The sequence below is a fragment of the Sphaerisporangium rhizosphaerae genome, from assembly GCF_042665155.1.
Taxonomy (GTDB): Bacteria; Actinomycetota; Actinomycetes; order Streptosporangiales; family Streptosporangiaceae; genus Sphaerisporangium; species Sphaerisporangium rhizosphaerae.
Map to the genome: position 1 here is coordinate 261,367 of NZ_JBHTCG010000003.1, position 19,325 is coordinate 280,691.

Annotated in this window: 17 protein-coding genes; 12 read left to right on the plus strand and 5 right to left on the minus strand. The window is 71.8% G+C overall.

Features of this window, described 5'->3' with window-relative positions; all coding sequences use genetic code 11:
* Nucleotides 1-79 precede the first annotated feature (79 nt).
* Nucleotides 80-1,729 (minus strand): FAD-dependent oxidoreductase, encoded by a 1,650-nt coding sequence (locus tag ACFQSB_RS06190; RefSeq protein WP_380824831.1) that lies wholly within the window; start codon nt 1,727-1,729, stop codon nt 80-82.
* A 287-nt stretch (nt 1,730-2,016) separates the two neighbouring features.
* Here ACFQSB_RS06190 and ACFQSB_RS06195 point away from each other — a divergent pair, with 287 nt between their 5' ends.
* A complete protein-coding gene (locus ACFQSB_RS06195) occupies nt 2,017-3,522 on the plus strand; it encodes a sensor histidine kinase (protein WP_380824832.1) in 1,506 nt (501 codons plus the stop codon).
* Here the strand turns inward: ACFQSB_RS06195 and ACFQSB_RS06200 are convergent.
* From ACFQSB_RS06200 to ACFQSB_RS06215, 4 genes are all read right to left on the minus strand, one after another.
* Nucleotides 3,488-4,762 carry a low temperature requirement protein A gene (locus ACFQSB_RS06200; RefSeq protein WP_380824833.1) on the minus strand — a complete coding sequence of 425 codons (1,275 nt, stop codon included), beginning with the start codon at nt 4,760-4,762 and terminating at the stop codon, nt 3,488-3,490. The two genes, ACFQSB_RS06195 and ACFQSB_RS06200, sit on opposite strands and share 35 nt — an antisense overlap.
* A gap of 157 nt (nt 4,763-4,919) precedes the next feature.
* Nucleotides 4,920-5,639 (minus strand): SDR family oxidoreductase, encoded by a 720-nt coding sequence (locus ACFQSB_RS06205; RefSeq protein WP_354838531.1) that lies wholly within the window; start codon nt 5,637-5,639, stop codon nt 4,920-4,922.
* A gap of 6 nt (nt 5,640-5,645) precedes the next feature.
* Complete coding sequence (locus ACFQSB_RS06210; protein WP_380824835.1) at nt 5,646-7,100, minus strand: GMC family oxidoreductase N-terminal domain-containing protein; 1,455 nt, start codon at nt 7,098-7,100, stop codon at nt 5,646-5,648.
* Nucleotides 7,087-8,127, minus strand: a complete 1,041-nt coding sequence (locus tag ACFQSB_RS06215; protein ID WP_380824836.1) for an ankyrin repeat domain-containing protein — start codon at nt 8,125-8,127, stop codon at nt 7,087-7,089. The genes ACFQSB_RS06210 and ACFQSB_RS06215 overlap by 14 nt, the downstream gene beginning before the upstream one ends.
* 274 nt (nt 8,128-8,401) lie before the next feature.
* Here ACFQSB_RS06215 and ACFQSB_RS06220 point away from each other — a divergent pair, with 274 nt between their 5' ends.
* The 11 genes from ACFQSB_RS06220 to ACFQSB_RS06270 are packed head-to-tail and all read left to right on the plus strand — an operon-like array spanning nt 8,402 to nt 19,131.
* Nucleotides 8,402-9,112 (plus strand): EthD domain-containing protein, encoded by a 711-nt coding sequence (locus ACFQSB_RS06220; protein ID WP_354838540.1) that lies wholly within the window; start codon nt 8,402-8,404, stop codon nt 9,110-9,112.
* Nucleotides 9,109-9,933, plus strand: coding sequence for a type 1 glutamine amidotransferase domain-containing protein (locus tag ACFQSB_RS06225; RefSeq protein WP_380824838.1), 825 nt, complete (start codon nt 9,109-9,111; stop codon nt 9,931-9,933). Before ACFQSB_RS06220 ends, ACFQSB_RS06225 begins: the two co-directional genes overlap by 4 nt.
* A 5-nt stretch (nt 9,934-9,938) precedes the next feature.
* Nucleotides 9,939-11,576, plus strand: a complete 1,638-nt coding sequence (locus ACFQSB_RS06230; protein WP_380824839.1) for a thiamine pyrophosphate-binding protein — start codon at nt 9,939-9,941, stop codon at nt 11,574-11,576.
* A 2-nt stretch (nt 11,577-11,578) separates the two neighbouring features.
* A complete protein-coding gene (locus ACFQSB_RS06235) occupies nt 11,579-12,145 on the plus strand; it encodes a DJ-1/PfpI family protein (RefSeq protein ID WP_354838547.1) in 567 nt (188 codons plus the stop codon).
* Nucleotides 12,142-13,950, plus strand: a complete 1,809-nt coding sequence (locus ACFQSB_RS06240; protein ID WP_354921888.1) for an AGE family epimerase/isomerase — start codon at nt 12,142-12,144, stop codon at nt 13,948-13,950. The genes ACFQSB_RS06235 and ACFQSB_RS06240 overlap by 4 nt, the downstream gene beginning before the upstream one ends.
* Complete coding sequence (locus ACFQSB_RS06245) at nt 13,947-14,309, plus strand: STAS domain-containing protein (protein ID WP_380824841.1); 363 nt, start codon at nt 13,947-13,949, stop codon at nt 14,307-14,309. Before ACFQSB_RS06240 ends, ACFQSB_RS06245 begins: the two co-directional genes overlap by 4 nt.
* Nucleotides 14,306-16,432 carry a glycogen debranching protein GlgX gene (gene glgX, locus ACFQSB_RS06250; protein WP_380824842.1) on the plus strand — a complete coding sequence of 709 codons (2,127 nt, stop codon included), beginning with the start codon at nt 14,306-14,308 and terminating at the stop codon, nt 16,430-16,432. The genes ACFQSB_RS06245 and glgX overlap by 4 nt, the downstream gene beginning before the upstream one ends.
* Nucleotides 16,433-16,442: 10 nt before the next feature.
* Nucleotides 16,443-16,754: an STAS domain-containing protein gene (locus ACFQSB_RS06255; RefSeq protein WP_380824844.1), complete on the plus strand. Its 312-nt coding sequence runs from the start codon at nt 16,443-16,445 to the stop codon at nt 16,752-16,754.
* A 7-nt stretch (nt 16,755-16,761) separates the two neighbouring features.
* Nucleotides 16,762-17,199 carry an ATP-binding protein gene (locus ACFQSB_RS06260; RefSeq protein ID WP_380824845.1) on the plus strand — a complete coding sequence of 146 codons (438 nt, stop codon included), beginning with the start codon at nt 16,762-16,764 and terminating at the stop codon, nt 17,197-17,199.
* Entirely contained in the window at nt 17,174-18,373 is a 1,200-nt protein-coding gene (locus tag ACFQSB_RS06265; RefSeq protein ID WP_380824847.1) for a PP2C family protein-serine/threonine phosphatase, read from the plus strand. The genes ACFQSB_RS06260 and ACFQSB_RS06265 overlap by 26 nt, the downstream gene beginning before the upstream one ends.
* Complete coding sequence (locus ACFQSB_RS06270; protein WP_380824849.1) at nt 18,373-19,131, plus strand: MinD/ParA family ATP-binding protein; 759 nt, start codon at nt 18,373-18,375, stop codon at nt 19,129-19,131. The genes ACFQSB_RS06265 and ACFQSB_RS06270 overlap by 1 nt, the downstream gene beginning before the upstream one ends.
* Nucleotides 19,132-19,325: the final 194 nt, after the last annotated feature.

The following is a 19,325-nucleotide window of genomic DNA, read 5'->3' on the forward strand; positions in this document are numbered from 1 at the left end:
CGGCTGACAATATGTTCCGCGTTTAAAGTATGTGAATTCTAAAGATCGACCGGCTGATTGTGATATGGCTTTTGGGGAATCAGGTGCCGGAGCGATAGCGGTGCATCAGGGCGACCGCCATCGCACCCTCGCCGACGCCCGAGGCGACCCGCTTGACCGAACGGGCGCGCACGTCGCCGGCCGCGAAGACGCCCGGCACGCTGGTCTCCAGCGGGTACGGCTCGCGTTCCAGGCTCCACGCGCCCGCGGGCATCTCCGAGCCGGTCGGCAGGAAGCCGTGGTCGTCGCGCTCCACCACGCCGTCGAGCCACCCGGTGCGCGGCCGGGCGCCGATGAAGGTGAAGACGAAGCGCGCCTCCTGCTCGGTCGTCTCGCCGGTGGCGACGTCGGCCAGCGTGATGCGCTCCAGGTGCTCCTCACCGCCTAGTTCCACCACCCGTGTGCCCAGCCGGACCTCGATCGCGGGCGTCCTGCGGATCTCGTCCACCAAATATTGCGACATGCCCGCTTCCAGGGAGGCGGCCCGGATCAGCATGGTGACCTGGCGCGCGTACTTCGCGAAGTGCAGCGCCGCCTGCCCCGCCGAGTTGGCGCCCCCGATGACGTGGACGTGCTCCGACGTGCACGACTGGCTCTCGGTGGTGGCCGCGCCGTAGTACAGGCCCGCCCCGGCGAAGCGGTCGGCGCCGGGGATGTCCAGCCGGTTGTAGGACACGCCCATGGCTAGCAGCACGGTCTCGGCGCTGATCTCGGTGCCGTCGGCCAGCGTGATCACCCGCGCCGGGTCGGCGCGGCGCAGCGCCGTCACCTCCACCGGGTACAGCAGCTCGGCGCCGAACCTGCGCGCCTGCGAGACCGCCCTGCGGGCCAGGTCGCTGCCGGCCAGCCCGGTGGGGAAGCCCAGGTAGTTCTCGATCAGGCTGGAGGTGCCCGCCTGCCCGCCCGGCACGTCGGAGTCCACCATGAGCGTCGACAGCCCCTCCGAGGCCGCGTACACCCCGGCCGCCAGCCCGGCGGGGCCGGCCCCGATGATGACCGTCTCGTAGTGCGGGCGCGCCGCCGCCGTGGGCAGCCCCAGCCGCTCGGCGAGCCGGGCGGCGCTCGGCGCGGCCAGATGGTCGCCCTCGGCGAAGAAGACCAGCGGCAGCGCCTCCCGCCGGCCCTCCGCCAGCAGCCGCGCCTCGGGGTCGGCGTCGACGTCCAGGAAGCGGAACGGCTGCTCGTTGCGCGTCAGGAAGTCCCGCACGGCGTGGGTCGCCGGCGAGACCGGGATGCCGACCACCTTGATGCCCCGGTAGGCGGGCCGGTGCGCGGCCAGCCAGTCCGACAGCAGGTCGTCCAGCACGGGGAACAGCCGCTCCTGCGGCGGGTCCCACGGTTTCATCAGGTAGTGGTGCAGCCGGACCCGGTTGATCGCGGTGATGGCCGCGTCGGTGTCGGCGTAGGCGGTGAGCAGCACCCGCCGCGCCTCGGGGTAGCGCGCCCCCGCCTCCAGCAGGAACTCCACCCCGGCCATCTCGGGCATCCGCTGGTCCACCAGGAACAGCGCCGGATCGTCGCCGCGCTCGTCCAGCGCGTCGAGGATGCCGAGGCCCTCCTTGCCGGAGGCGGCGCCGAGGATGCGGTAGCTGCCGGAATAGGTGGCGCGCAGGTCCCGCCGTACGGCCCTGAGCACCTGCGGATCGTCGTCCACGGCCAGGATGACCGGCTTGCCCGTCTCGTCGCTCACGTCTGTCCGTCCTCCTCGTCCACGGGGGAACACCAGGCCATGGCGGCCTCCAGAATCGGGACGTGCTCCAATCGAGACCTTCAGCGTAGGTACGCCCCCCGGGCGGGCCATCGCGGACCTGATTTAGTCCCGCGAATCGGGTCCCCGCCGCCTCGCGCGGGCGCGCGTACCCGACAAAGTGCGCCCGGATCCTTTGACCGCCCGCCGACGCCGGTGCGAGGCTCCGACACACCTGGCCTGGGAGCCGTAGGGCGAAGGGCCGCACCTGCCCCGAGAGGAGCCCGCCCATGGGCGCAGCAGATCTCCTTCCGGACGAACTCCGCGCGCATCCCCTGTTCGACGGGCTGAACGGGGAGCAGTACCGATGGCTGGCCGACAGCGGCCGCTCACACGAGCTCGGCGACGGCGAGGTGTTGTTCGCCGAGGGCGCCCCCGCGCGCTTCTTCGTGGTCCTGCTCGACGGCGAGCTGCTCATCTCCAAGGTGGTCGACGACCGGGACGAGGTGCTCGCCCGCCACTCCACCCGGGACGGCGCGGAGGAGCGGGCCATGCTCGCCCACACCTTCACCGGCGAGCTGTGCGTCCTGGCCGGCGACGCCTACCTGGCCACCGCCACCTCGGTCGGCCACAGCCGCGTCGCCCTCTACGACCGCGACACCTTCCTGCAGATGCTGGTGCGCGCGCCGCGCGTGTCGGAGATGGTGGTGCCCGTCCTGGCGCTGCGCGCGCAGGACATGATCGTGAGCGGTGGCCGGCGCTCGACGCTCGCCTCGCTCGGCACCCTGGCCGCGGGCATCGCCCACGAGCTGAACAACCCGGCCTCCGCCGTGATCCGCGCGATCGGCGAGCTGGACGACGCCGTGGAGGAGCTGGAGGCGGCGGCGGAGACCTGGGGCCAGACGGCGGAGCAGGCGGAACGCGCGGCCCTCGCGGACGCGCGGCGCGACTGGCTCGCCCGCCCGCGCGGCAGCGGTCCCGGCGACGCGCTCGGCGTGAGCCTGCTGGAGGAGGAGCTGCAGGACTGGCTGGAGGACCACGGGCTCGGCGACGGGTCCTCCCTCGCGCCCCTGCTGGCCGAGCGCGGCCTGGACACCGGCTGGCTCGACGACCTCGGGGCGCGGGTGTTCGACGCCCGTCTCCCCGCCGCGCTGCGCTACCTGTCGGAGAGCCTGCGCATCCGCTCGTGCGTCATGGACGTGCGCGACGCCGGCACGCGGGTCTCGGCGATCGTCAGGAACACCAAGGAGTACACCAACCTGGACCGCGCGCCGGAGTCCGACGTGGACGTGCGCGAGGGCCTTGAGTCCACGCTGGCGATGCTGCGCCCGAAGCTCGCGGGCATCACGGTCGTGCGCGACTACGCCCCCCCGCTGCCCCGCGTCCCCGGCTACCCGACCGAGCTGAACCAGGTGTGGACGAACCTGGTGGACAACGCGGCGGGCGCGATGGGAGGGCGGGGCGAACTGCGCGTCAGCGTGCGCGGAGAGGGCGGGTGCATCCTGGTCGAGGTGGCCGACACCGGCCCCGGCATCGACGCCGCCGTGCTGCCGCGCGTCTTCGAGCCGTTCTTCACCACCAAGGACATCGGCGCGGGCACCGGGCTCGGCCTGCACCTGTCGCACCGCATCGTCACCAAGCGGCACCGGGGGTCCATCACCGTGCGCTCGCGCCCCGGCGACACGCGGTTCCAGGTGCGGCTGCCCGGGCCGCCGGCCTCCCCAGGGGCGGCAGCGGCGGCGGAGGAGGACGGCGCGGCGCCTACGTCGTGCCGGGCGCTTCCCGCCGATGCCTGACCTCGGCCCAGGTGAGCAGCACCAGCAGGCCGGCCAGCGCCGCCGTCTCGGCCAGTGGTGAGAACGCGGTGGACGAGAGGCCCAGCAGCAGGGCGCCGAGCGCGGCGGCGACGCGGACGGCGACCAGCCTGCGGGCCAGCGGCCGGCGGATCACCAGGTGCGCCGCGGTCGTGGCCAGCAGGAACGCCGCGGCGCCGCCGGTGAGCGCGAGGCCGGCGCCGGCCGGCATGTGCGCCTCGGCGGCGTGCTCGATGAGGGCCTCCGACCCGACGGCCGTGGCCGCCAGCCCGGCGAAGATCAGCAGGTGGCCGTACCCGTAGGCGAACCCGCGCACCAGCGAGGAGCGCCCGCTGGTCAGCGCGTTGATGATGACGCGGTGGTCGACGTGTTCGAAGTACACCCACCACAGGCACGCGGCGATCACGAACGTGAAGAACGCGACGGGCAGCGCGCTCGGCGTCGAGGGGGCGCCCCGGGCGCCCCAGGCCACGGCGAGCACCGACTCGCCGAGCACGATCAGCGTGAACAGGCCGAGCCGCTCGGGCAGGTGGGAGGCGTGCGCCGGCGGCGAGGCCACCGTCAGGTACGCCACGAACGGCGTGGCGATCTCCACCAGCAGCGCGAGCGCCCACAGCGCCAGGTGCCAGGGCGCCGACACGGCCACCGAGGCCAGCCACAGGGCGCCGCCGCAGCCGAACCCCGCGACGTAGATGCCGCACAGCTGGCGCAGCGCGGCGTTCTGCGGGGGGCTCTGCGGGGCGTCCCGGCCGGCGCCGGGGCGCGGGGCCCCGGGCGCGTCCGGGGCGGTCCCCGGCGCGCGGGCGGCGCGGCGCGCGTACCCGTACAGGCCCACGAGGATGGCCTGGAGGGCGGCGTTGGCCAGCGCGAACCCGTGCGCCCCGTCCAGCGTGCGGCCGTCGGGGGAGATGGCGACGCCGATCGTGCTGGCCAGCACCAGCGAGCCGAACATCCCCGCGAGCAGGGCGATGCGGAAGTGCGTCGCGTCCGTCTCGAACAGGTCGGCGTAGTAGGCGAAGCTCATCCACACCCACCACACCGGGACGAACAGCGCGCAGAACACCAGGAGCCCATGGAAGGTCAGGTCGCCGTGCAGCAGGCGTGCCAGCTCGGACACGGCGGCCACGAAGACCAGGTCGAAGAACAGCTCCAGCCACGAGGCGTGCGTCGCCTCGGTGGAGCCGGCCAGATAGCGCAACGTGGGAGAGCGTCCGGTGCTCACGAACCTCCTCGGTGGAGCGCCGCCGGGCGGGGCGCCACGAGCCTACGACGGTCCTCCCGCCCGGACCCGGCACCACGCCAGACGGGGCGAGCACGGCACCCGGCGGGGACGACCGGGTGCCGTGCTCGGGGAGGGGGCGGAAAGGGGGACAGGGAGCTCAGGACAGGACGAGCTCGGCGGGGACCTGGCCGGCGGGGATGTCGAGCAGGCGGATGACGGCGCCGGCGATGTCCTCGGGACGGAGCATCGACGCACGCGACGCCCACGAGCGCGCCCAGTCGGCCATCGGCGTGTCGACCAGCCCCGGGCAGATCGCGCACGCGCCGACGCCCTCGCCGGCGAGCTCCTGGTGCAGGGCGGCGGTGAAGCCGACCACGCCGAACTTGGCCGCGCAGTACAGCGAGAAGCCGGGGTCGGCGCGCTTGCCGGAGATGGAGGCGATGTTCACGATGAGCGGGCGCCCCTCGCGCGCGACCTTGCGCAGGTAGGGCAGCGCCGCCTGGCAGAACAGGATGGTGGCCCGCAGGTCCACCTCCAGCACCTCGGTGATGGTGGTCGTGCTGTAGGACTCGAAGGGCCCGGCGGCGAGCAGGCCCGCGCTGTTCACCAGCACGTCGAGCCGCCCCCAGCGCCCGATGTGCGCGGCGACCGCGGCGTGCGCGGCGGCCGGCTGGGCGACGTCGGCGACCACGGTGTGCACGGCCCCGTCCCCGAGGCCGGCCTCGGCGCCGAGCCGGTCGGCGGCGTGGCGCAGCCTGCCCTCGTCCCTGCCGAGAATGGTCACCGCGTGCCCGCGGGCGACCAGCGCGCCGGCCACGGCCAGGCCGATGCCGCTCGAACCGCCGGTCACCAGCGCCGCGTGCTTGGGGCTGCTCATCGGTGTCTATTCCTCCACGATGTCGGGGATGATGGCGGCGAGCGCCCGTTCGGCGAGCGCTCCGATGGTCAGGGCGGGGTTGGTGCACGCGGCGCTGCCGCCCGGCAGGAGCGCCCCGTCCACGACGTACAGGCCCGGGTAGCCGTTCACCCGGCCGTACTCGTCGGTGGCCAGGCCCAGGGGGACCCCGCCGCAGGGGTGGCCGGTGAGGCCGGCGTCGATGGCCTCGATCTTGCCGGTGCCGAGCCGCTCGAACGCCGCGCGCGCGCCGTCGGCGATGACGGTCGCCTCGGGGTCGTCCTTGGGCCAGGTCAGGCCGACGGTGTCGGTGCGCCCGTCGTAGGAGAAGGTGCCCTTCGCCGGGCCGAGGCCCATGCCGATGAGGCCCATGAAGCCCTCGGGCATCTTGGCCTGGGGGATGGGCATGGCCGCCATGGCGATGGGCGCGACCGGGTTGTCCAGGTCTTCGAGCACCGCGCCCGCCGGGCCGCCCTCGCTCGGCCCGGTGGGCGGCAGGCCGCTCCTGATGATGACCAGGTCGCCGTTGGCGCCCCAGCGCGTCCCGACGGAGTCGGCCAGCTTGGGCAGCGCGCCGGTGTCGCGGGCGCGGACGAGCAGCTTGGTCGTCGCGACCGACCCGGCGGCCAGGAACAGGTGCTTGGTGTGGATGTCCCTGCGGGCGACGACGCGGCCGTTGTCGTCGAGCTCGTCCACCGTGACCAGGTAACCGGAGCCGTTCTCGCGCACGTCGGTGACCTGGTGCAACGGCAGCACCTCGACCTTGCCGGTGGCCTCGGCCCTGGGCAGGTGGGTGCGGTCCAGGCTGCGCTTGGCGCCGCTGTTGGCGCCGTACCAGACCTGGCCGGCGATCTGCGAAGGGGGAATGGCGCCGGCCAGCTCGGCGCGGATGACGTCCCAGTCGAGGCCCAGCTCGAACAGGCGCGCGGTCATCCCTGCGGCGGCGGCCTCCTCCAGCAGCACCCGCTGGCCGCGGTAGCGCTCGTGGGCGAGCACGTCGGCGGGCATGGTGGACACCCCGACGGCCTCGCGGACCTTGGGGTACCACACCTCGTCCATCTCGTCGTAGCTCAGCCACGAGGGCATCACCCGGCCGAACAGGTCGCGCCGGGGCTGGTAGAGGACGGTGTTGTAGACCAGCGAGCCGCCGCCGACGCCCGCGCCCACCAGGACGTCGATGCCCTCGCCCCTGACCCGTTCGAGCACGCCGGTGTAGACGTCGATGGGCAGGCCCTCCTGGGCCGGGGCGACGGTCACCGGGCTGAGCCAGGCGGCCCGGCCGTCGGGGCTGTCGTAGGTGGCGAAGGTGTCGTGCGCGTCGGTGATGGGCCAGCGGCGCCCGCGTTCGAGCACGAGCGTCTGGACGCCCGCCTCCGCCAGGCGCAGCGCGGCGATGGCGCCGCCGAACCCGCTGCCGACGACCAGGGCCTCAGTGTCGCGCATTGCCGCCTCCCGCTATGAGAACGGTGACCTCGTGATCGTCCCCGAGGACCTCGCGCGCGAGGTCGAGCGGGGTCTTGCCGTCGTGGCCGGTCAGGCCGAGCGGCGCGCCGGCCTGGACCAGGATGCGGGCGCAGTCGGCGTAGCCGTGCCAGAGCGCGTCGTGCAGGGGGCTGTAGCCGTTGGTCGCGCCCTGGAAGGCCAGGTCGACTTCCGGGTGGGCGACCAGCAGGCCGGTGATGTCGGCGTGCCCGTTGTAGACGGCCTTGTGCAGCGGGACGGCGCCGAACGTCGGCTCGACGGCGTTGACGTCGGCCCCGGCGGCCAGCAGCTCGGCGACGATCTCGGTGTGCCCGTCGCGGCAGGCCACCAGCAGCGCGGTGTGGTCGTCGTTGAAGCCGTTGACCATCGGCCAGCGGGTGTCGACGGGGAACCCCTCGGCGAGCAGTTCGCGGACCTTGGCCAGGTCACCGCCGGTGACGGCGTTCATCAGGGCGTGCCCGGCCGCCGCCGCGTCGTCGGACTCCTGCCGGGCGCGCAGCAGCTTGTCGGACTCGATGAGGCGTTCCTTGCCGAAGGTGTTGACGTTCAGCTCGTACGCGAAGTGCTCCTTCATCGAGAAGCCGTAGTGGGTGGACAGGTTGAGCCCGGCGCCGTGGTCCAGGAGCACCTCGACGATGCCCGGCCACTTGAACCACAGGGCGTCCATGAGGGGGGTGTGGCCGGTGGTCGCGGCGACGGCGTCGACGAAGGCGCCGGCGCCGAGCAGGTCGCGCACGACCTGCGCGCTGCCGCCCTGGCAGGCCTTGTGCAGGGCGGTCGCCCCGGCCTTGGCGTCTGTGGTGAAGACGTCGGCCCCCGCGTCGAGCAGCGCCCGCACGGCGGGGGCGTCCGCGCGGCCGGAAGCGATCATGAGCACGTTGAGCCCGGTGTCGGTGTCGCGCTCGTCGGGATCGGCGCCGGCGCTCAGCAGGTCGCGGATCTCTCCGACGGCGCCGCGGCGCACCGCCGCGGTCAGCTCGCCTTTCATGTGCCACCTTTCGGTAAGGCATCCGTTGAGCTGGACAGTAGGCCCGGCCGCCCGCGGTGGCCATAATCGCCGCGCTTTCGCCGGGCACTTTGTCAGTTGGCCGTCCTGCGGCGAAGACCGACCGAGGATAAGCCGATATTTCCCGATTGCCAGGTGACTTGACTTTAACGGCGGATTCAATGCGCTATGTCGAGAAGTAATGGTTTCTGCTTTGACGGTGGCCGAACGGCGCTGCGATCGTCCCAGTGAAGATCCCTGGCGAAAAGGAGATCGCATGATCCACCAGTTCATCCTGGCCGCCCCGAAGCCAGGCATGACCGCACAGGAGTTCCAGGACTACTGGGTCAACGTCCACGCGGTGAAGTTCGCCGCCAAGATCCCGCAGATCCGGCGCTACCTGATCGACTCGCGCGTCCCGTCCACGGCGGACCGCGGACGGCCGGCGCTGCCCCACCAGGGCATGGCGGAGATCTGGCTGGCCAACGAGCAGGAGCAGCTCGCCTCGCTGCAGACCGAGGAGTTCCTGCACGGGGCGCGGCTCGACGAGCCGAACTGGGCGGCGTTCTGGCTCACCATCGTGCTGGACACCGACGCCCACGAGATCGTCCCCGGCCCGCCGCTCACCGAGGCCGCCCCGTCCTGGGTCAAGGTCACCACGCTGATCAAGCGCAGGCCCGGCCAGGACCTCGCCGACCACCGCGAGCGGACGCTCTCGGAGTACGCCCCGGTCGTCAGCGGGCTGCCCGGGGTGCGCCGCCACCTGCACGCCCACACCAGGGACGGCTTCTACACCTTCGGAGAGGCGTCCTTCGACAGCGTCGAGCAGATCTGGTTCGACGACGTCGCGGCGGCCGAGGCCGCGCTGGCCTCCCCGTACTTCACCGAGAAGGTCGCCCCGGCGCTCGACGCCGTCGCCGACCCCGCGCACGTGTTCTCCCTCACCACCCGGGAGAACTGGATCATCGGCCCGCAGGAGGAGCGATGAGCAGGAAGGTCCTGGTGCTCCTGTCCGAGCACGGCTACTGGGGTGAGGAGCTGCTCGGCCCGCTCACCCACTTCGACCAGCGCGGATACGAGGTCGTCTTCGCCACGCCCACCGGTGGCCGCCCGCACGCGCTGCCGCCCAGCATGGACCCCGACTACGTCGACCCGCCGCTCGGCCGCTCGGTCACCACGCCCGAGGTCGCCAAGCTGGTGCGCGAGCTGGACGACTCCGACCGGCTGGACCACCCCCTCGACATCTCCGCCGTGGTGCCCGACCGCCCCTACGTCGCCGACGACGACTACCTGCACGCCCTGGAGGCCTACAACAGGACGCTGGACAGGCTGGCGGAGCACATCGACGGGTTCGACACCATGCTGATCGTCGGCGGCAGCGGCCCCATCGTCGACCTGGCCAACAACGGCCGCGTCCACGCGCTGATCCTCGGCTTCCTCAAGGCCGGCAAGCCGGTGGCCGCCGAGTGCTACGGCGTCGCCTGCCTGGCCTTCGCCCGCGACTGGGAGGACCGCAAGAGCATCATCTGGGGCAAGCACGTCACCGGCCACTGCAAGGAGTACGACTACAAGGACGGCACCGGCTTCCTCGGCACCGACTTCAACATGGGGCCGCCGCCGTACCCGCTGGAGTACATCCTGCGCGACGCCACCGGCCCCGAGGGCCGCTACCACGGCAACTTCGGCAAGGAGACCTCGGTCATCGTCGACTACCCGTTCATCACCGGCCGCTCGACGCCCGACTCCTTCCTCACCGGGCAGAAGATCGTCGAAACGCTGGAAGACGGTCTGCGCCGGTTCGGCTGGTGAGCCCCATGAGCCCCACGGACGCCAGGACCGGCAACGAGGCGATCATCGAGCAGTTCCTCGCCGACGGCATGCGGTACATGTTCGGCAACCCCGGCACGGTCGAGCAGGGCTTCCTCGACGCGCTGGAGAAGTACGACGACTTCCACTACGTCCTGACGCTGCAGGAGACCGTGGCGGTGGGCATCGCCGACGGCTACGCCCGCGCCACCGGCGGCCCCGCCCTGGTGCAGCTGCACAGCGGCGTCGGCCTCGGCAACGGCATCGGCATGATGTACCAGGCCAAGCGCGGCCACACCCCGCTCGTCGTGGTCGCCGGCGAGTCCGGCGTCGAGTACGAGGCGATGGACGCGCAGATGGCCGCCGACCTGGTCGCCATGGCCAGGCCCGTCACCAAGTACGCGACCCGGGTGACCGACTCCTCCTCGGTGCTGCGGACGCTCCGGCGCGCCGTCAAGATCGCCATGACCCCGCCGCGGGGCCCGGTGTTCGTCTCGCTGCCCCTGGACGTGCTCGACCGGCCCAACGACGAGCCGGTCGTGCCCTCGGTGGTCCCCTACACCGCGACGGCCCCCGACGCCGCGACGATCCGCAGGGCGGCGGCGCTGCTGGCGGACGCCACGGCGCCGCTGGTGCTGTTCGGCGACGGCGTGGCCGCCTCCGGCGCCCAGGCGGAGCTGACCCGCGTGGCCGAGCTGCTCGGCGCGGACGCGTGGGGGGTGGAGATGTCGGAGGTCTCCATCGACGGCCGCCACCCGCTGTACCGCGGCCAGACCGGGCACATGTTCGGCGAGGTCAGCCGGGCCGTCGTCGCCGGCGCCGACGCCGTGCTCGTCGTGGGCACCTACCTGTTCCCCGAGGTCTTCCCCGACCTGGCCTCGCCGTTCCGGCCGGACGCGCGCATCGTGCACGTCGACCTGAACTCCTACGAGATCGCCAAGAACCACCCGGTGACGCTCGGCCTGGTCGCCGACCCCAGGGCCACCCTGGCCGCGCTCGCCGCGGAGCTTTCGTCGTCGATGTCGCCGGCCGCCCGCGAGGCCGCCGCCGGGCGGCTGGGCCGCGCCGCCGAGCGGCCCGCGGCCCAGGCCGACGAGGACTCGCTGCTCGGCGCCTTCGCCCGCCGGCTGGCCGAGCGCGCGCCCGAGGACCTCATGGTCTTCGACGAGGCCCTGACCGCCTCCGGCGTGCTCGGCGCCCACCTGCCGCCGCGGCTGCCGGGCCACTGGTTCCAGACCCGCGGCGGCTCGCTCGGCGTGGGCATCCCCGGCGCGATCGGGATGAAGATCGCCAACCCCGGCAAGACCGTCGTCGGCTTCACCGGCGACGGCGGGAGCATGTACACCATCCAGGCGCTGGCCACCGCGGTCCGCGAGGGCGCCGGCGCCAAGTTCGTCGTCTGCAACAACCGCGGGTACCGGCTGCTCGACCTCAACATCGAGCAGTACTGGCGTGAGCGGGACATCGCCGCGCACGCCTTCCCGCGCTCCTTCGACCTGGCCCACCCCGAGCTCGGCTTCACCGACATCGCCCGCGGCCTGGGCGTGGAGGCGATGCGGGTGGAGAAGCGGTCCCAGGTGGAGGAGGCCGTCGAGCGGATGCTGCTCGACGACCGGCCGTTCCTCATCGACCTCATCACGGAGTGACCGTGGCCGACACCCGCGTCGCCGTCCTGATGGAAAGCGACTACTACGAACCCGAGATCTTCTACTACCAGCGCAGGTTCGCCGAGGAGGGCATCCCGGTCGACTTCATCACCCGCCTGTGGGGCCAGGAGTCGATGACCTTCACCGGTCACGAGTACCGCGCGCCCTTCACGGTCTCCAAGAGCCTGGAGGAGGTCGACCCCTCGGACTACGCGGCGCTGGTCGTGCCCTCGGGCATGGTGTCCGACCGGCTGCGCTACACCGACGACGTGGACCGGCTCGCGCCGGCCACCGAGCTGCTGCGCCGCGCCTTCGAGGACTCCCGCGTCATCAAGGGGATCATCTGCCACGGCATGTGGCTGGCCGCCTCCATCCCCTACGTCGTGCGCGGACGCAAGATCGTCTGCCACAACAACCTGGTCGGCGACGTGCGCAACATGGGCGCGGAGTACGTCGACAAGGACGTGGTGATCGACGGCGACCTCGTCACCGGACGCTCGGGACAGCAGTGCCACCTGTTCGCGAGGACCCTCGTCGACCTGCTCACCCAGAAGGACGAAATCCTATGAACTTCACCTTCTCCGACACGATCGCCGGCCAGGTCAGCGCCTACGACGCTGCCTCCCGCACCGCCACGGTGGTCACCGCCGACGGCCGCGACTTCGCGGTCTCGATGGACGGCGGCCCGAGCGCCGAGCTGCTGCACAACCTCGGCGAGCCCTACACCGACGCCTCCGGCCAGCTCGACGCGATGCTCGTGCCCGGGCGCTACCTGTTCGCCTACGGCGTGTTCTACCCGCACGCCGAGGGTGAGATCTTCGACGCCAAGCGCGTCATCTTCCTCGGCCGCCGCCCCGGCGAGTTCCGCTTCGAGGAGCAGAACTGGTGGGTCCACCAGATCCAGGAGATCGCCGCCTTCTACCGCAAGGCGCAGTTCGGCGACGGGCCGGTGGACTTCTCCGACTACCGCACGATGATCAGGCTCGGCGGCGAGAAGACCGACAGCCACGTGCAGGAGACCGACACGATCTCGCGCCTGGTCTACGGCATGGCCTCGGCCTACATGCTCACCGGCGACGACGCCTACCTGGAGGTCGCCGAGCGCGGCACCGAGTACCTGCGGGCCAACCTGCGCTTCGTCGACGCCGACGAGGACATCGTCTACTGGTACCACGGGCTGAAGATCGAGGGCGACGTGCAGCGCAAGCTGTTCACCTCGGAGTTCTCCGACGACTACGACGCCCTCCCGATGTACGAGCAGATCTACGCGCTCGCCGGCCCCGTCCAGACCTACCGGATCACCGGCGACCCGCGCATCAAGAGCGACGCCGAGGCGACGCTGCGGCTGTTCGACCGGTTCTACCTGGACCGGGAGAAGGGCGGCTACTTCTCCCACATCGACCCCATCCTGCTGAGCCCCGACCACGAGTCGCTCGGCGAGAACCGCGCCAGGAAGAACTGGAACTCGGTCGGCGACCACGCCCCCGCCTACCTCATCAACCTGTACCTGGCCACCGGCGACCCCAAGTACGCCGCGTTCCTGGAGTACACCTTCGACACCATCGTCGAGCACTTCCCCGACGACAAGAACAGCCCGTTCGTCCAGGAGCGCTTCCACCGCGACTGGTCGCACGACACCGCGCACGGCTGGCAGCTCAACCGCGCCGTCGTCGGCCACAACCTGAAGATCGCCTGGAACCTCATGCGGATGAACTCGCTGAAGCCCAAGGCGGAGTACGCCGAGCTCGCCACGCACATCGGCGACATCATGCCGCCCATCGGCGCCGACCGGCAGCGCGGCGGCTGGTACGACGTCGTGGAGCGCCTGCGCCGCGAGGGCGAGGACCGCTTCCGGTTCGTCTGGCACGACCGCAAGGCGTGGTGGCAGCAGGAGCAGGCCGTGCTGGCCTACCTCATCCTGTTCGGCGTCACCGGCCAGGACCGCTTCCGCGACGAGGCCCGCGGAGCCGAGTCGTTCTACAACGCCTTCTTCCTCGACCACGACGAGGGCGCGGTCTACTTCAACGTGCTCGCCAGCGGCCTGCCCTACCTGCTCGGCACCGAGCGGCTCAAGGGCAGCCACTCGATGAGCATGTACCACTCCTCCGAGCTGTGCTACCTGGCCGCCGTCTACAACAACCTGCTCATCAGCGGCAAGCCGATGGACCTGTACTTCAAGCCCGACCCCGACGGCTTCGACGACCGGGTCCTGCGCGTCTCGCCCGACCTGCTGCCGCCCGGCTCCATCAGGATCGGCGCGGTCGAGATCGACGGCGAGCCCTACGACGACTACGACGCCGGCGCGCTCACCGTGAACCTCCCCGAGGCCACCGGGCGCGTCAAGGTGAAGGTCACCGTGGAGGCCGTCCGATGACGGCCGGCGTCACCCTCAGCACTGCGGGCGGCCTCACCGTCGCCCGCGTCGAGGGCGAGATCACCAGCGCCACGGCCCCGGCCGTCCAGGAGCGCCTGCTGCCGCTGGTCGCCCCCTCCAGCACGCTGCTCGTCGACTTCTCCAGCGTCACCTACGTCTCCAGCGCCGGGCTGCGCATGCTGCTGATCCTGTACCGGCGGGCCCAGCAGGCCGAGGCGCGCGTCGTCATCGGCGGGCTGTCGCCGGAGGTGCGGTTCGTCATGTCGGCCACCGGGTTCCTCGGCTTCTTCGAGGTCGCCGACGACGTCGAGGGCGAGATGGGCCGCCTCACGGCCGAGATGGGACGCGTGGGACCGTGACCGCCGAGCGCATCGACCTCCCGCGGATCGACGATTTCCCGACCCGGCGGATCGGCGCGTACCGCGTGCGGCAGGGCCGGCCCTTCCCGCACGGCGCCACCCTGGTGCCGGGCGGGGTGAACTTCTCGGTCTTCTCCGACGGCGCCACCGCGATGACGCTGGTGCTGTACCGGCGCGGCGACGCCGAGCCGCTGGAGGAGCTGCCGTTCCCGCCCGAGTACCGCATCGGGAGCGTCTTCACCATGACCGTCTTCGGCCTGGACCTGGAGAGCCTCGAATACGGCTACCGCGCGGAGGGCCCGTTCGACCCGGCGCGCGGCGACCGGTTCGACCCGGGCGCCATCCTGGCCGACCCGCACGCGCTGCTGCTGTCCGGGCGGGACGTGTGGGGCGTCCCGCCCGACTGGAGCAAGCCCTACCAGTACCGGTCCATGATCGCCCAGGAGGACTTCGACTGGGAGGACGACGTGCCGCTGCGCACGCCCAGCGAGGACCTGGTCATCTACGAGACCCACGTCCGCGGCTTCACCCGCCACCCCTCCTCGGGGGTGGCGGCCCCGGGCACCTACGCCGGGCTGCGGGAGAAGATCCCCTATCTGCGCGACCTCGGCGTCAACTGCGTCGAGCTGATGCCGATCTTCGAGTTCGACGAGTTCGACAACGGGCGCGTCAACCCCGCGACCGGCGAGCGGCTGCACAACTACTGGGGCTACAACACCATCGGCTTCTTCGCCCCCAAGGCCGGGTACGCCGCGACCGGCGCGTTCGGCATGCAGGCCGACGAGTTCAAGGCGCTGGTGAAGGACCTGCACAGGGCCGGCATCGAGGTGATGCTCGACGTGGTGTTCAACCACACCGCCGAGGGCAACGAGCAGGGCCCGACGATCTCGTTCAAGGGCCTGGACAACGCCACCTACTACATGCTCACCCCCGAGGGGTACTACTACAACTTCAGCGGCACAGGGAACACCGTCAACTGCAACCACCCCGTGGTGCGCGACTTCGTGCTCACCTGCCTTCGCCACTGGGTGTCGGAGTACCACGTCGACGGGTTCCGCTTCGACCTGGCCGCGATCCTGGACCGCGGCCCGGACGGCGCCCCGCTGCCCAACCCGCCGCTGCTGGAGCAGCTCGCCTACGACCCGATCCTGCGCCACACCAAGCTCATCGCCGAGGCGTGGGACGCCGGAGGGCTCTACCAGGTCGGGCACTTCCCCAACTACGGCCGCTGGTCGGAGTGGAACGGCAAGTACCGCGACGTCCTGCGCAGGTTCCTCAAGGGCGACGAGGGCACCACCGGAGAGCTGGCGGCGCGCGTCGCCGGCTCGCCCGACCTGTACGGCGGGCGCGGACCGGCCGCCTCGGTCAACTTCGTCACCGCGCACGACGGCTTCACCCTCAACGACCTGGTCTCCTACAACGACAAGCACAACGAGGCCAACGGCGAGGGCAACGCCGACGGCGCCAACGACAACAACAGCTGGAACCACGGCGCCGAGGGCCCGACCGAGGACCCGGGGATCAACGCGCTGCGCACCCGCCAGATGAAGAACGCGCTGGCGATATTGCTGGTCAGCCAGGGCATCCCCATGCTGCTGGCCGGCGACGAGGTGGGCCGCACCCAGCTCGGCAACAACAACACCTACTGCCAGGACAACGAGCTCTCGTGGTTCGACTGGACGCTGGTCGACGCCAACGCCGAGCTGCTCAGGTTCGCCCGGCGGATGATCGCCTTCCGGCACGCCCACCCCGTCCTGCGCGAGGGCAGGCACCCGCTCGGCGTCGACACCACCGGGGTCGGCCTGCCGGACGTGAGCTGGCACGGGGTGGACGCCTGGCGGCCCGACTGGTCGCCCGGCAGCAGGCTGCTGGCCGTGATGCGCGCCGGGCGCGACGCGGACGGGGCGATGGACCAGCTCTACGTGGTGATGAACTCCCACTGGGAGGGCCACGACGTCGAACTCCCCGACCCCGCGGGCGGCGTCTGGCGCCTGTTCGCCGACACCGGCGCCTCCGCGCCGCACGACGTCCACGACCCCGGCGCCGAGCCGGCGACCGCCTACCCCGGGCGCGTGTACGTCGCACCCCGCTCAGTGGTGATCCTGACCCGCTCCGACGACTAGGAGAACTGACGTGGCATTCATCGCAACCCTCAGCACCGGCTCGGGCACCGCGACCATCCGCCTGGCGGGCGAGCTCGACGCCGCCACCGCGCCGGAGTTCCACGACGCCATCGACGACGCCGTGGCCACCGGGGCCGCCCGGCTGGTGATCGACGCCTCCGAGCTGACCTACATCGCCAGCGCCGGCCTGCGCGCCCTGGTGTTCGCCCGGCAGAAGGTCGCCGAGGACGTCACGATCTCCCTCGTCGGCGTCACCGAGCCCGTCCTGAAGGTCATCAAGATGGCCGGGCTCGACCACGGCTTCGACATCACCGCCTCGTGAGCCCGTCGTGCCGCGCATCCCGGCGTCACTGTCGTCCCTCGACCAGGTAGCGGACTACGTGCTCGGCCTGGCCGAGCGCGCGGGCCTGCCCTCTGACCTCTCCGACCGGCTGCGCCTGGCGGCCGACGAGCTGGCGACCAACATCGTGGTCCACGGCTACGGGGAGACCGGAGGCGAGTTCGTCGTCGAGGGCGGGATGGACGGAGAGTCGGTCTGGCTCAGGTTCGAGGACGACGCCCGGCCGTTCGACCCCAGGTCCGGATACCGGCGGCCGGACTACGGGCTGCCGTTCGCACAACGCCGCATCGGCGGTCTCGGGGTGTACCTCGCCCTGACCGCCGTTGACGGTTTCACCTACCGGCGAGTCGCGGGGCGCAACATCAGCACGCTGCGGATCCTCAGGGATGGAGCACATCAAAATGACCAGCGTTCTCGTGCTGGATGACGATTCGCCGCCCCCCGGCCTGCGGCGGGCCCTCGCCGAGGCGGGGGTCCGCGTGCGGGTGCACTCACCGGCCGACGTGCTCGCGGCCGAACGGATGCCCGAGGTGGACGTCTTGCTGGCCTCCGCCGCCGTGCCGCCCAACATCGTGCGGGCCGTCGCCCGGCGGATGGACGAGGAGGGTTGGCGGCCCACGCTGCTCGCCTACACCGAGCACGACTTCGGCGCGCTGGAAGGGCACGTCCACGGCGGGGCCGACTACCTGATGCCGCCGTTCCTGACCTCGCTCGTCCGCGCGCGGCTCGGCACCTGCCACGAGCAGGCCGAGCTGAGCCGCGCGCTGCGGCTGGCGGGAGGCGAGGCCGACCTGCACCGGTACGAGCGCGAGCTGGAGATCGGCAGGGAGATCCAGCTCGGCTTCCTGCCCGACTCGCTGCCCACGCCCGCCGGGTGGGACATCGACGTGCGCTACCGCCCGGCGAGGACCGTCGCCGGCGACTTCTACGACGTGTTCGAGCTGGTCAACCGCCGCAGGCTCGGGCTGGTCGTCGCCGACGTGTGCGACAAGGGGGTGGGGGCCGCGCTGTTCATGGCGCTCATCCGCAGCCTGCTGCGCCACACCGCGGAGCACGGCGGCGTCCATGGCCTCAAGAGCGTCGACCTGCCGGGCGACGCGCGTTCCATGCCCGTGGCCGGCGCCGCCACCCTGCTCAACGCCGTCGAGGCGACCAACGAGTACCTCACCCGCAACCACGTCCACCAGGGCTACTTCGCGACCATGTTCTTCGCGGTGCTCGACCCGGTCACCGGAGGGCTGGTCTACATCAACGGGGGTCACAACCCGCCCGTGCTGATCCGCGGCGACGGCGGGGCCCCGCTCGTGCTGGACCCGACCGGGCCGGCGGTGGGCGTGCTGCGCGACTCGACCTTCACGCTCGGCCACGCCCATCTGGACCCCGGCGACCTGCTGTTCATCTACACCGACGGGGTGACCGAGGCACGCGACCCCCACCGGGCGTTCTTCGGGGAGGACAGGATGCTGGACGTGCTGCGCGAGGGCGCCGGCTCCGGCGACGACCTGCTGCGGCGCGTCGACGGCGCGCTCACCGGGTTCGTCGGCACGGCCGAGCAGTCCGACGACATCACCATGCTGGCCCTGCACAGGACCGGCGCCTGATGGCCCGCGTCGTCACCATGCACTCCTACCGGGGAGGCACCGGCAAGTCGAGCACGGCGGCCAACATGGCGCTGCTGTTCGCCGCGGGCGGCCTGCGGGTGGGCGTCCTGGACACCGACATCCAGTCCCCGGCCGTGGACGCCATCTTCGGCCTCGAACCCGACCCCTCGATGTGCACCTTCGCCGACTACCTGGTCGGCCGCTGCGAGATCGAGGACGCCGCCCGGCCCGTGGACGGCATGGACCTGTTCGTGGTCCCGAGCCGGGCCGGGCTCACCGCCATCAACGAGATCATGACCAGCGGCTACGACCTCGGGCTGCTGAACGAGGCCGTCCTGCGGCTCACCGCCTCGCTGGCGCTGGACGTGCTGATCATGGACACGCACACGGGCATCAACACCGAGACCGTCACCGCCGTGGCCGGCTCGGACGCGATGGTCATCGTCACCCGCGCCCACCGGCTGGACCTGGCGGGCGCGGCCGAGAGCGTCGCCCTGGCCGACCGGCTCGGCTGCCGGCAGCGCATCGTCGTGGTCAACATGGTCCCCGAGGGGATCGAGGACGGCGACCTGGTGCCGCGGGTCGAGCAGGCCTACGGTCTGCCGGTCGCCGCGGTGCTGCCGTACGTCCCCGCGATGGCCGGGCCGGACGGCGCCCACGTCTTCGTCACCGCCGACCCCGGGCACGCCTCCGCCGCCGGATATCACGACATCAACGCCTTGGTGATGTCCGACACCGTCTGCCGGCTGCCCTCCTGACGGGCACGGCGCGACGGCGCCCCTCGCGCGGCGCGGCCGGTGCGAGGGGCGGCCGGTCAGGGGTGTGCCCGGCCTTCGCTTGACAAGCGGACTTGACACAGTAGCCGCGCATACATGTCGGTTCTCGGCGTCGGCGGGTACCGTTACGTGCAGTGAACGCGCAATCGCTCCCTTGGCTGAAGGCGGGAGGCGAC

Coding starts and splice junctions, on each gene's coding strand:
- ACFQSB_RS06195 (WP_380824832.1), top strand. CDS start 2,017: ATGGGCGCAGCAGATCTCCTTCCGGACGAACTCCGCGCGCATCCCCTG.
- ACFQSB_RS06205 (WP_354838531.1), bottom strand. CDS start 5,639: ATGAGCAGCCCCAAGCACGCGGCGCTGGTGACCGGCGGTTCGAGCGGC.
- ACFQSB_RS06210 (WP_380824835.1), bottom strand. CDS start 7,100: ATGCGCGACACTGAGGCCCTGGTCGTCGGCAGCGGGTTCGGCGGCGCC.
- ACFQSB_RS06215 (WP_380824836.1), bottom strand. CDS start 8,127: ATGAAAGGCGAGCTGACCGCGGCGGTGCGCCGCGGCGCCGTCGGAGAG.
- ACFQSB_RS06220 (WP_354838540.1), top strand. CDS start 8,402: ATGATCCACCAGTTCATCCTGGCCGCCCCGAAGCCAGGCATGACCGCA.
- ACFQSB_RS06225 (WP_380824838.1), top strand. CDS start 9,109: ATGAGCAGGAAGGTCCTGGTGCTCCTGTCCGAGCACGGCTACTGGGGT.
- ACFQSB_RS06230 (WP_380824839.1), top strand. CDS start 9,939: ATGAGCCCCACGGACGCCAGGACCGGCAACGAGGCGATCATCGAGCAG.
- ACFQSB_RS06240 (WP_354921888.1), top strand. CDS start 12,142: ATGAACTTCACCTTCTCCGACACGATCGCCGGCCAGGTCAGCGCCTAC.
- ACFQSB_RS06245 (WP_380824841.1), top strand. CDS start 13,947: ATGACGGCCGGCGTCACCCTCAGCACTGCGGGCGGCCTCACCGTCGCC.
- ACFQSB_RS06265 (WP_380824847.1), top strand. CDS start 17,174: ATGACCAGCGTTCTCGTGCTGGATGACGATTCGCCGCCCCCCGGCCTG.
- ACFQSB_RS06270 (WP_380824849.1), top strand. CDS start 18,373: ATGGCCCGCGTCGTCACCATGCACTCCTACCGGGGAGGCACCGGCAAG.